At 31.8% G+C, this 11640-nt stretch carries 11 protein-coding genes and 5 pseudogenes; 12 read left to right on the top strand and 4 right to left on the bottom strand.

What is annotated here, in order from left to right; all coding sequences use genetic code 11:
- Positions 1-261 (top strand): hypothetical protein (locus C564_RS37125; RefSeq protein WP_018766552.1); only part of this gene is annotated, 261 nt, incomplete at its 5' end.
- A 98-nt stretch (positions 262-359) separates the two neighbouring features.
- Here the strand turns inward: C564_RS37125 and C564_RS0129955 are convergent.
- Positions 360-1169 (bottom strand): lipid II flippase family protein, encoded by an 810-nt coding sequence (locus C564_RS0129955; protein ID WP_018768000.1) that lies wholly within the window; start codon positions 1167-1169, stop codon positions 360-362.
- 598 nt (positions 1170-1767) lie between these two features.
- Positions 1768-2184: pseudogene (locus tag C564_RS33985) on the bottom strand (DUF1259 domain-containing protein).
- Between the two features lie 609 nt (positions 2185-2793).
- Between C564_RS33985 and C564_RS0129940 the strand changes: the two are divergent.
- Positions 2794-3504, top strand: coding sequence for a DUF421 domain-containing protein (locus tag C564_RS0129940; RefSeq protein ID WP_018767997.1), 711 nt, complete (start codon positions 2794-2796; stop codon positions 3502-3504).
- Between the two features lie 220 nt (positions 3505-3724).
- Here C564_RS0129940 and C564_RS35840 read toward each other — a convergent pair.
- A pseudogene (locus C564_RS35840) lies at positions 3725-4432 on the bottom strand (IS6 family transposase).
- Between the two features lie 200 nt (positions 4433-4632).
- Here C564_RS35840 and C564_RS36515 point away from each other — a divergent pair.
- The 7 genes and pseudogenes from C564_RS36515 (at position 4633) to C564_RS0129900 (ending at position 8580) form a co-directional block, all read left to right on the top strand.
- Entirely contained in the window at positions 4633-4944 is a 312-nt protein-coding gene (locus C564_RS36515) for a transposase (RefSeq protein ID WP_018767994.1), read from the top strand.
- 9 nt (positions 4945-4953) lie between these two features.
- Positions 4954-5601, top strand: a complete 648-nt coding sequence (locus tag C564_RS33975) for an IS3 family transposase (RefSeq protein WP_257140281.1) — start codon at positions 4954-4956, stop codon at positions 5599-5601.
- 45 nt (positions 5602-5646) lie between these two features.
- Positions 5647-6204, top strand: a pseudogene (locus tag C564_RS33010) (acyl-ACP desaturase); the annotation flags it as partial.
- A 215-nt stretch (positions 6205-6419) separates the two neighbouring features.
- The gene (locus C564_RS0129915) at positions 6420-6881 is read left to right on the top strand and encodes a CarD family transcriptional regulator (RefSeq protein ID WP_018767991.1); all 462 of its coding nucleotides are present in this window, start codon (positions 6420-6422) and stop codon (positions 6879-6881) included.
- 547 nt (positions 6882-7428) lie between these two features.
- A complete protein-coding gene (locus tag C564_RS36510; protein WP_000738547.1) occupies positions 7429-7575 on the top strand; it encodes a BC1881 family protein in 147 nt (48 codons plus the stop codon).
- Positions 7576-7873: 298 nt separating this feature from the next.
- Positions 7874-8107, top strand: a complete 234-nt coding sequence (locus C564_RS0129905) for a hypothetical protein (RefSeq protein WP_018767989.1) — start codon at positions 7874-7876, stop codon at positions 8105-8107.
- Positions 8108-8346: 239 nt separating this feature from the next.
- Entirely contained in the window at positions 8347-8580 is a 234-nt protein-coding gene (locus tag C564_RS0129900) for a YuzF family protein (protein ID WP_003202925.1), read from the top strand.
- Positions 8581-8647: 67 nt separating this feature from the next.
- On the opposite strand, the gene C564_RS0129895 is transcribed toward C564_RS0129900, so the two are convergent.
- Positions 8648-8923 (bottom strand): hypothetical protein, encoded by a 276-nt coding sequence (locus C564_RS0129895; protein WP_003202922.1) that lies wholly within the window; start codon positions 8921-8923, stop codon positions 8648-8650.
- Between the two features lie 457 nt (positions 8924-9380).
- Here C564_RS0129895 and C564_RS0129890 point away from each other — a divergent pair, with 457 nt between their 5' ends.
- The 3 genes and pseudogenes from C564_RS0129890 to C564_RS33000 all read left to right on the top strand — a co-directional run.
- Complete coding sequence (locus C564_RS0129890) at positions 9381-10205, top strand: DUF4037 domain-containing protein (protein WP_018767988.1); 825 nt, start codon at positions 9381-9383, stop codon at positions 10203-10205.
- A gap of 2 nt (positions 10206-10207) precedes the next feature.
- Positions 10208-10282, top strand: a pseudogene (locus tag C564_RS35830) (VOC family protein); the annotation flags it as partial.
- Between the two features lie 88 nt (positions 10283-10370).
- A pseudogene (locus tag C564_RS33000) lies at positions 10371-11420 on the top strand (IS4 family transposase); the annotation flags it as partial.
- Positions 11421-11640: the final 220 nt, after the last annotated feature.

Here is an 11640-nt window from a genome sequence, read left to right as displayed (position 1 = left end):
CAACGAACATTTTTAGAAACTGAAGTATCATTGAAAGCAGATAGCATCATAACAAAACAAAAAAATGACATTCAAAAAAATAAAGAATCATTTCATGATGTATGCAAAAGCTTAACTGAACAAGGGATTGTACTAGATAAAAGTTTTGAAAGTAAAACAGGTAGTGCAGTTAAAAAAACATTACATGATCACCTCAACCAAATTCGAAATGAAATCATTTCTGTACAATATGATTTAATTGATAGTTGTGGAAAAAAATAAGAAAAAAAGTCCTCTTATATAGGACTTTTTTTCTTATTTCTAAAGTAAACTTTTAAATATTTGTTTACTTTAGATATATTGATTTTCATATAAAAATTTTAAGAAATAAAATTAGCAAACCATGCTATATAATATGCACCTGGAACTAATATAACCTGAGCAACTAATGTACCTAATAATCTCGAAATTAATATCATAAATGTAAAATTCTTAAGTTCCCAATATCTACGATTGTCTTGTACAACTTTATCAGTTAAAAAAGACAATTTAGGATCAATAAGAAGTGTTAATAGAATCGTAGCTACTCCAGTAATAATATTGGATGAAGACATCGCTGCTTTATCATAATCAGGAATTAATAAAGTTGCATACAACGCAGACATAACACCTACTGTAAATACGGCAGAAACAATTGTATTAATAACAAATAATTTAATTGATATATTTTTTAAATTTACCCCTTCTAGATTATTTTTATTTACTAAAACAAAATAGTTCTTCATTCTTTTCAAATTGGTGCTATTTATTAATTTAAACATGTTTAAAAACGAACCATCTTTTGATAAAGGTACAAGCGCTTTAGAAAAAACATTCATAAAAAATGGTACTAATAACCCTCCAAGTATTACTCCCATAGTAGAACCTAATAACAAAAATCTAAATTGTTTAATTAATAATTCTAATCCACCATTTTTCACTGCACTATCAACCAAAGAAGCAGTAAATGGTTGTTGAAACATATTAGAAAATCGAGCAATTAAAGACATAATATTATATATAGCAAAAGCCGATGCAACTAACGCCAATTTCGCTCCAACAAGTCGAACTCCATATCCTAAAACTTCTATAGAAGTCATAAGCATTAAAAATAAAAAGATACAAATTACTTTAAAAGTAATAAACTCCATAGTCATCTCCCTTAAATTTCTATAAATACATAACTCAATAATTATATTACAAATATTCAATATTTTATTTATAATAATAAATCACTTTCTGTTTTATAAGCAAAAAACATACTTTATTTGACGTTTTAAAGTATGCTTTGAATAAAGGAATTATTGAACATGTCACAATATATTTATTCAAATAGTTTACGTATGATTTTTACCCAACCTAAATAAGAAAATCCTATAAGAATTGACCACAAAAATGCTAAACGGATACTCCTTGGAATTGATATCCATAATTCAAATATTTTCCAAGATAAATCATCTTTTTCGCTTTTTCTCATAATTATCACCCTTATAAATTTTACTATAATTAGGATTATTTGTAAGCCTAATTGTTCAGTTAACATAATCTCACTTATCAGTAGTCACTGTATCTAGAAAAAACCCCTTCAATTTACTTGCTGAAGGGGTTTCGTATTTACATAATTCCTGTTATCAGAATTCAATGTATCTAGAAATTCATAAAAATGCTTTCTAGATCACTTAGCTGGAGGGCATTTTTTGTTCACATGATTCTCGATATAGGAAATGAATAAATATGATCTACTTAACATTAGCTCCCGTTATCAGTAATTGGATAACTACTTAAAATTGAAAAGGAATTTGCCAATTTTTTTGCAAAACTCAATGGTGGTTCAACAGATTGGATATGAATATACATAATCAATGGTTTCATTTATAACCAATGATTATGTAAGGCGCTAACAATAATCCCTTGTTGAACAATTGATTGCATAAATAAAGGGATTTCTTCTTGTAAAATAGCGATTTCTCCAAAGTTCAACGCATTGCCATTTTGATCTAACGATTCAAAAGATATCCCAACCGGTATCACTGAGGTGCTTGGTCGTCCTTGAACAAACACTTTAATATTACGACGCAAGGAGACAGAACAAACACCCTGATTTATGTTGCTTTTTCCATTAAGAATTTTAGCAAATTGTTCACAAAGGAAATTAAGGTTGTTCATAAATCTGATGCCCCTTTCTTATCAGATAAAAGTTACTTCATAAGTATTAATACTCGTCCATTAGCTTTTATATAAGTAATTTAAGAAACTCTTATTTAGATAATAAGAAAACAATGCACATCATATTCACTTCTCATTTAATTTAAAAACACCAAAAATATATTTTAGGGACGGTCTTAAAATATTAATACCTGTCGGTACATGATTGTTTTTCCTCAAAGAAATCACCAGTTTAAAAAGTTATGATTTTCTGGATAGGTGAGAGTGATACAGGATTTTGTAGGTAGAAAACATATCCCGGTAATTCAAATCAGTTCATATTTATCTAGTTAATACCCTTTAAGGGAATCCAATCTCTTTTTGATAATTCATATTTTATTCGATTTCAAAAAATGTACTCTGTATCAAAACATTCAACATCATTATATTTCCTCTTACATTCATGTCTCTTTTTATCTTTTGAGAAACTTGGCAACAGAACCGAGATTAATTCATCTACATGAACTATTTAATGCTATTGAACATAATAAATTCTTTTACAATGATACATACTATCCTTATATAAATTGTTATAATACGAACATGCAATCCCAAAAGGAGGAGCTACTTGTGTCTGAACATATAGAGATTATTTTGAGAACACTGTTATCTTTTTCGATTTTATTTATCGGAGCTAAAATATTAGGAAAGCAAATTATCGCGGAAATGAATACCTTTGATTTTATTGGTGCTATCTCTATCGGAAGTATTATTGCAAATTTGGCATTTAATTTAAATGTAAAAACTCATCATGCAGTCATCGCTTTTCTTATTTTAGTATTTATCATTCTAATAGTTAGTTATATATCCATGAAAAGTCGGATAGGCAGAAAAATATTTGCTGGAAATCCGACAGTCATTATTGAAAATGGGAGAATTTTAGAAAATAATATGCAGAAAATGCGCTATTCTCTAGATTATTTAAACCAACAATTAAGAGAGAATGGTATTTTCAACATTGAAGAAGTTCTTTATGTCGTAGTTGAAACAAATGGTAAGATATCTGTTTTGAAAAAACCTGAATATCGTACTGTTACAAAACAAGATTTAAATATACCGATAAAAAAAGAGTCTAAACTCCCCATCGAGCTAATTATGGATGGAGAAATTATGACAGAAAACCTAAGGCAAAACAATCAGACAGAGTTAAGGTTACAATGTGAACTAAAAAAACGTAACCTTCGCTACAAAGATGTTACGTATGCTGTACTTGCTGCAAATGGAAATATTTATATTGATACATACAAAGATAACATTTCTTCTCCAATGGACCAAGAATAGGCTATTTCTTCTAAAACCACAGGTGAACATATCGTTGTAATCCTTCCACAAATGGTTGTAGTTCATCTTGAATGATTCATAAGAAAACGTCATTCTTTCTAATCTAGCTTGTTAGAAACAAATAACATCTTTTGATACTTGGAGGTATTAAAATTTCTGGTTCTGGTGCAAAAACCATTTGATAGAGATATAGAACCTACATGGCCTATTCAATGACAGATTATGATGCAATTCCAAATAACTTATGTATGAACCCAACTTCATTTTGAGCAGACTTCACCTGTAGGTTAAGTTGTCCTTTTTTCATCATATGCATGGCTTCAACGCCGCTCAATATAGAAGTGGCTGTTTCACACGATTTGAATCCTAACATAGAACGTACACGTTTCTTAATGAAACGGTGATCCTGTTCCACTATATTATTGAGATATTTAACTTGCCTTATTTGTATGCCTTCAGGCATATGTTTCTCTTCTTTTAACTCTTGAATCGCTACGGGATAGGCCGGGTTCTTGTCTACTGTTATAACACGAGGTTTACAAATATGAGAAGCAGCCAAGGCTTTCTTGAAAAAGCGCTTGGCTGCTTGTTTATCTCTTGATTTACTTAGATAAAAATCAATGGTATTCCCTTCTGAATCAACGGCACGATATACATACATCCATTACCCTTTCACTTTAATATAAGTTTCATCGACTCTCCATGAATCATTTGTTGTTTTAAGATGATGTCGTACTTTCTCTTCTAATTGAGGTCCATATTGATGAACCCATCGCATAATCGTTGTGTGAGCCATGGATAAGCCTCGTTCCTCCATCATTTCCACCAGGTTACGGAAGCTCAAATTGTACCGTAGGTACCATCTTACTGTTAATAAGATTAGTTCCGGCTGATAATGCTTCCATTTGAACAAATTTTCCTTTTCCATATCGATCACACACCTTTTTCTAGAGTAATACTATCAGTATGTCCAAGGTTAGGAGATTACTTGCATGTATCTTGAATTTCTTGCACCGGAACCCAAAAAAACGTACGTAGATGGGTAAAACGTTTCAAAGACGAGGGAATCAAAGGTTTAGAAGAAAAACGTGGAAAGGCTACTGGAGGAAAAAAAGGGAGACCTAGAAATTGTCCAAAGGATCCTACAGAAAGAATCAAATACCTAGAAACAGAGAACGAAATGCTAAAAAAGCTATTGGGAATGTAAAAGGAGGGATGAAAGCTGTACCGGCATACAAAAAATATGAGGTGATACAAGAAATGTCCAAAGGTATGCGTTCAATACAGCTACTATGTAAAATTGCGGAAGTATCTAGAAGCGGATACTACAAGTGGTTAAAAAGACAAAGCAATCCTTCTCCGAAGAAGATAGAAGATGGAAAAATAAAAGAAAAAATTATGGAATGTTATAAACAAGTGAAGGGTATCTATGGATATTGAAGAATAACTGTGTGGTTAAGGATGAAACACGAGCTCATTGTAAATCATAAGCGAGTTCAAAGGCTAATGAATAGGATGAAGCTTCGAGCGATTATCAGAAAAAAACGACCTTATTTTGTATCAAAAGAAGCATGTGTAGTCTCAAAGAATTACTTAAATCGAGATTTCAAAGCTGTACAACCAAATGAAAAATGGGTAACAGATATTACGTATCTTATTTTCAATGAGAAAAAGCTATATCTGTCTGCCATAAAGGACCTTTATAATAATGAAATTGTGGCTTATCATATTAGCCATCGTCATGATATACAGTTAGTTATTGATACGCTAAACAAGGCCAAAAAACGACGAGACGTACAAGGGATTCTTTTACATAGTGATCAAGGTTTCCAGTATACTTCACGCCAATATAATGATTTCCTAAAAAAACATAAGATGAAAGCTAGTATGTCTAGAAAGGCGAATTGTTGGGACAATGCTTGTATGGAGAATTTCTTCAGTCATTTCAAAGCGGAATGTTTTAATCTGAGTTCATTTCGTTCAGTAGAAGAAGTTAAACTTGCCGTACATAAATATATTCATTTTTATAACTATCATCGTTTTCAAAAGAAATTAAAAAACCTGAGTCCATACGAATATCGAACTCAGGCTTCTTAACTATGCGTTTTAATTACTGTCTACTTGACAGGGGGTCAGTACATTCGAAGTGTGAACCCTAAAAGATTACATGAATTAAGAAAGTCAGTCGTTGAGGGTGGATTTGAACCTGATTTTCATACACCAATCGAAGCGATGACGTATACGACGCTACAAGAACTTGCAACGATGGTGTTTTACAATAATGTAGCTAAGGTTGCAAGTAAGCATGATCCAGATCTTGCTACATTATTACGCCGTCTTGCAAAAGATGAAACTCTTCATTATGCATTTTATCGAGACGTCATTCGAACACATTTGGAATTGGAACCTAATTATTGCTATCATATTGCCAATGTGATTATGAATTTTAAAATGCCAGGTGCTGTCATGCCTGATTTTGAAAATAGAATGGCTGTGATTGCAAAAGAAGCTAACTATGGGCCGCTGCAATATTTTGATCAAGTACTTGATGTAGTAATGGATTATTGGGGGTTAAAAGACTTACAACCAATTGCACCTCTAGCTGAAAAAGCAAGAATTGAGATTTTGGAGTACCACACAAGATTGAAAAAAATACGGGATCGATTTGGTCGTTTTCAAGGGAAAACTGATCTACGTTAATTAGTAGAGGTTTCAGAATATACGCGGGGAAATTCCCCTTCTCTTTATTGGAAATCTGGCACGCTCCCTATTATTTTGTGGCCGTTTTACTTAATTTAATTTTTAAAGAAAAAGTGATTGACACTAAAAATAAATTTATGATATTATTAAATATTTGATAAAAAATAACATATATGTTAAGCTTAAGAAGGTTATCATATATGGAGGTGGATTATATGTTTCAAATTGGCGATAACATTGTTTATCCAATGCACGGAGCAGGTATAATTGAAGCCATAGAAGAAAAAGAATTCTCAGGAGAAAAACAACAGTATTATGTCATAAAAATGTCAATCAGTAATATGCAAGTCTTGATTCCTACGGGTAAAATATTGAGTTCGAGTATACGTCCAGTTACTGATATACTTGCATTAAAACACATCATACACATTTTTCAGCATGGAGAATCAGATAGATTACTCCCGTGGAAACAAAGATATAAAGTAAACACGGACAAAATAAAAACGGGTGAAATACAAGAAGGTGCTGAAGTTGTACGTGATCTAATGCGTATGAAGAAAGAAAAAGCACTTAATACAAGCGAAAAAAAAATGTTGGAAAACGCACATGAATTTTTGATTAGTGAACTGGGATTAATTAAAGGGATCACTGAAAATCAATTAAAAAGTTTCTGTTAAGGTTCATTATAGATAATGTATTACATCCCCGAAAAATATCCTGAATTTTTTGGGAATATGATTATTATTAAAAGTAAATCATTTCAAAGACATTCAACTTCTTCAACTCACTTTTAGAGTATTAACCTCTTTTGTTATTTCTACAATCTAATCCATTTTTATTATTTAAATTTCTTTTTACGAACGTTTGAAGTTTCATCAAATAACTCGATCAAATAGTCACTTGATTTTTGCAATCCTGATTCACACTGGCACGGACAAGGAGCCGTAAGGATGAAAGAGAGGTAGGGCTTTCATTGTTTTAGGTATATATATCTAAGTCATTATTTCTAGAAGAAAAAACAATCAATCTCATCTCTATCTTTAAGAATTTCTTACATCTACTGAAAAAGTGAATAATAATTGTTTATCTTCTTTACGTAAAATTGATAAACGAATTGATAACACCATATGGTCAACTACAAGAAAATGGTTTCCTGACCAGGAAACCATTTTAAATTTCATTTACATAACAACAGTAAATTAAGCAGTAAGAAGGAGTGCACACATGAAAAAAATGTTAACAAAAGAATTAAGTAATGAATTAAAGAAGCGAGAAGGGATCATTTCTATTACAGTTGAGCCTTATGAAAAAATCGAAGTTGGTGGAATTCGTGTAGATGGACCAGCTGTTATTCTAATTAATCAAGAATAGCTAAAAATAGTTGAATGAACGAAGAAAAGGATCAGCCTTTACGCGAAGGGAAGATCCTTTTTGTTTGTTGCTGATAATAATAGGATATACATAAATTTCATCGGATGTGATGGGGTTAAAAGGAAGGAGAGGGTCGGGATTATCATGGTGGAAAGCTTAATATTGGTAGTATTTCTTTTTATCTTATATAAATTAGTTGATAAAAAAACAAACTAATTATTTGAAACGATAGATTGTTTTCTTTTTAAGAGCGATATTTATTTTATAGTGAAATAGATAATTTAAAGGAGGAATTTAGATGGATGCAAGGAAAGAACGTATAAAATACGAGAAGATGTCAAAGAACTATAACCGTATTTATTTAGTTTCGTTTCTCCTATTAATTGTACTTGTTTGTAGTAGTGTGATTATCATAGGAGCTACAGGGGGAAAATATGGAGTGTTTTTGTTGTTAGCAATTTTACTTAACGCACGTATTACTAAAGGATCTCAAAAAAAGTATGAGCAGTATTCTAATAAAGGGCGTATTTAAAATGATAAATATCTTGAAAAGAATAACCTAAATGTACATTTAAAATATCCCTATATCAGTACCTATTAATTACTAAAAAATAATCTTATATTAATAATTTTTTAGTAATTTAGGAATAGAAAACGTACCTTATTAAAATGTTATTTTCGTTCATATAATGAATTATCCTTCTAGCATATTTATAAGATTTATATCATATATTAGGAGAAAGAATGCAAGTTAGAAAGGAGTCTTATAGAATGAGTTATTTGGAGGAAAATGACTTTAGTGAACAAAATATGGTAAGTGTACCTAACCCCTACGTATATCAGACATTACAATCAGTAATTGGTAAACTTGTGGTTATTGAAACTGTAAGAGGTAATGTAAGAGGAAAGTTAAAGGATGTGAAACCAGATCATTTGCTCATTGAAGATACGGTACCGTATATTGTACGTATTCAACAAATTGTATGGATTATGCCAAAACAATGATCAAATTACATCTAATTTGATTTATAACAGATTGGCGTCATAGACGACCAAATAAAAACACAGGGTTTTATCTCTGTGTTTCTTCAAATTTTCTTTTTTGAATATATGCTTGAGCATGAATAATTTCTTCCTGAAGTTCTTTTAATTCTTCCATAGATCCTGATTCAATCCTCATGTAAGTAGTAACTAAACTAATCATCATATCCATCTTCTCTACTATATTTTGAATGACCTGTTCAGATTGCTCTTTTTTAGGGTGTTGTATTGCTATTAATACATTTTCTAAATAATTGTTCTTTCTTTGCCGGATATCATTAATAAACTGTTTTGTGATTGAGTTCATTTGTTTTTCCTCCGTTTTGTATATATTTCCATTCTATCATATTTGAATAGAAAATATTGGATTCCCCTAAATTCACATCTGTCTAGTACATCTCCTCAAATATACAAACTAATCCCTTAACGTACAGGGAACCGGATAAAATGTGTCTAAATTATGTCTAAACGTACAATTTTCTTTTTTTGATATGGTGACCCCATGCCCATCAACTTAAAAAATATATAAAACCCCAAAACAAGAATTTTATATATTTTCAATTTGAAGATATCAATTTTCTCGTTTTGAGGTATTTGTTTACCTTATCATGATGACGATGAGGTGTTTTATATTTAAGGAATTTTTTGAAATATAAGTAAATTGGTTGATATATTAATAAATTACTATTAACCTATACATAGGAACATTGTATTAATGCAAAAGTAAAATGTTCAAATGGATAATTAAATATGGAGGAAATGAAATGAACTTAATGCAAAAAGCAATAGAGATGACAAAAATCTATAAACAAAATTCAAAAATAGAAGCAATTCTTTTGGCAGGATCAGTATCAAGAAACTGGCAAGATGAACACTCAGATATAGAATTGCATATTTTATGGTCAGCACCGCCAGAAGATGAAGATCGCCAAAATCCTATTCAAGATGTTGGAGGAACCATTTTGTCGTATCACCCGTATGAAAAGGAAGAGTGGTCTGAATCATATTTAACGAAAGATGGAATCAAATTAGAGATAAGTAACTTTTTATCGGTAACAGTTGAATGTTTTATTTCAGATGTGGTGGACAAGTACGAAACTAACTATGAGAAACAATGTATTGTGGCTTCAATTCAAGATGGGGTGAGTTTGTATGGAAAAGAAATAATTCAAAAGTTAAAAGATAGAGTTGAAAAGTATCCTTTAGAACTTTCCAAAAGGATGATTGCAGAGAACCTTCTACTAAGCAATCGCTGGAATAACCGCGAAGCATTGTTAAAACGAAAAGATTGGCTCATGCTATATGATGTAATTTGTGAAGTAGAGAAGAATATATTTGGCGCCTTGTTTGGCCTTAATAAAATGTACGTGCATCATCCTGCATTTAAATGGATGCCCTTTAATATTGAACGAATGAAAATAAAGCCTGCAAATCTGTATGAGCGTATGACAAATATATTAATAGGACATCCAGAGAACAGTATAAATGAGTTGGAGTTATTAATCGAAGAAGTATTGGTTTTGGCTGGGAAACAAATTTCGGAATTGGATCTTTGTGAGCAAAGAAAACAAATTAGTTACGCAAAGTAACGGAGTTTATTTCTATGTTACATGATAATCCAGATGAATTAGAATATGCATCCTATTTAAGTGAATGGGATGCATAACACCAAAAAAGATAAATGAAATTGTATTTATAAGCCGAAAAAAACGTTATTCTTTTTGTAGAAATATACAGAAAGGATGACGTTTTTTATGAATCTTTCCATTCAAAGTGAACTACAATTATTTGCTGAAGAATTACATCAACATCTTACCCCTTCATTTTTAGAAAAACTTGCTGGAGAACTGGGGTTTGTACAACGGAAACGTAAGTTTTCAGGGCATGATTTAGCAACTATCTGTGTCTGGATTAGTCAACGGGTAGCGAGTGATTCTTTAGTACGACTGTGTAGTCAACTTCATGCTGTTACAGGAACTCTTATGAGTCCAGAAGGACTAAATAAACGTTTCAATAAGAAAGCTGTTTGCTTTTTAAAACATATTTTCTCCACATTATTAAAAAATAAAATTTGTGAAACATCAGTGATTCCAAGCTCTTCAATCACCTATTTTCAACGGATTCGTATTTTAGATGCGACGATTTTTCAAGTGCCAAAACATTTAGCTAGTGTGTATCCTGGATCAGGTGGTTGTGCACAAACAGCGGGCATAAAGATTCAATTAGAATATGATTTACATAGCGGACAGTTTTTAAACTTTCAAGTTGAACCGGGGAAAAATAATGATAAGACCTTTGGAACAGAATGTTTAGCGACATTACGGCCTGGCGATCTATGTATTCGAGATTTAGGCTATTATTCACTGGACGATTTAGATCAAATGGACAAACGAGGCGTGTATTATATATCGCGGCTTAAACTAAATAATATGGTGTATATCAAAAATGAGTTTCCTGAATATTTCCGAAATGGGGCAGTAAAAAAACAATCTCAGTACATCAAAGTTGATTTAGAACACACTATGAATACCTTAAAACCGGGACAGGTCCATGAAATAACAGACGGTTATATTGGAAATGATAAAAAACTATTCACACGAGTTATTATGTATCGATTAACTGAAAAACAACTTCATGAGCGTATGAAAAAACAAGTGTATACGGAAAGTAAAAAGGGCATTACATATTCAGAGAAAAGCAAAAGATTAGCTGGCATTAACATTTATGTTACCAATACACCTTGGGAGATTGTTCCGATGGAACAAATACATGGTTTTTACTCTCTTCGCTGGCAAATCGGCGTGTCCAGATAAGGACACATTATCTAGTTGGTGAAAGTCCAATCGGGAGAATAGACTCCACTCCCGTAGCCTGAGAGGCGCCATGAAGTGAAAGCGACATGGCGAAGCCTTCTGACATCACATGCAAAAGGCATGTGGGCAAATCTCCAGGTTGTAACGTACAGTGAACGTAGACGTAGCCTCGTTACACGCAATTCCGGTGGCTGAGACGGTCGATAACGTG

The organism is Bacillus sp. 105MF (assembly GCF_000374885.1).
GTDB classification, from domain to species: Bacteria; Bacillota; Bacilli; order Bacillales; family Bacillaceae_G; genus Bacillus_A; species Bacillus_A pseudomycoides.
This window is presented reverse-complemented; position numbering and strand designations above follow the sequence as displayed.

Coding starts and splice junctions, on each gene's coding strand:
- C564_RS0129890 (WP_018767988.1), top strand. CDS start 9,381: ATGAACTTAATGCAAAAAGCAATAGAGATGACAAAAATCTATAAACAA.
- C564_RS0129955 (WP_018768000.1), bottom strand. CDS start 1,169: ATGGAGTTTATTACTTTTAAAGTAATTTGTATCTTTTTATTTTTAATG.
- C564_RS0129900 (WP_003202925.1), top strand. CDS start 8,347: ATGAGTTATTTGGAGGAAAATGACTTTAGTGAACAAAATATGGTAAGT.
- C564_RS0129895 (WP_003202922.1), bottom strand. CDS start 8,923: ATGAACTCAATCACAAAACAGTTTATTAATGATATCCGGCAAAGAAAG.
- C564_RS0129905 (WP_018767989.1), top strand. CDS start 7,874: ATGGATGCAAGGAAAGAACGTATAAAATACGAGAAGATGTCAAAGAAC.
- C564_RS36510 (WP_000738547.1), top strand. CDS start 7,429: ATGAAAAAAATGTTAACAAAAGAATTAAGTAATGAATTAAAGAAGCGA.
- C564_RS0129915 (WP_018767991.1), top strand. CDS start 6,420: ATGTTTCAAATTGGCGATAACATTGTTTATCCAATGCACGGAGCAGGT.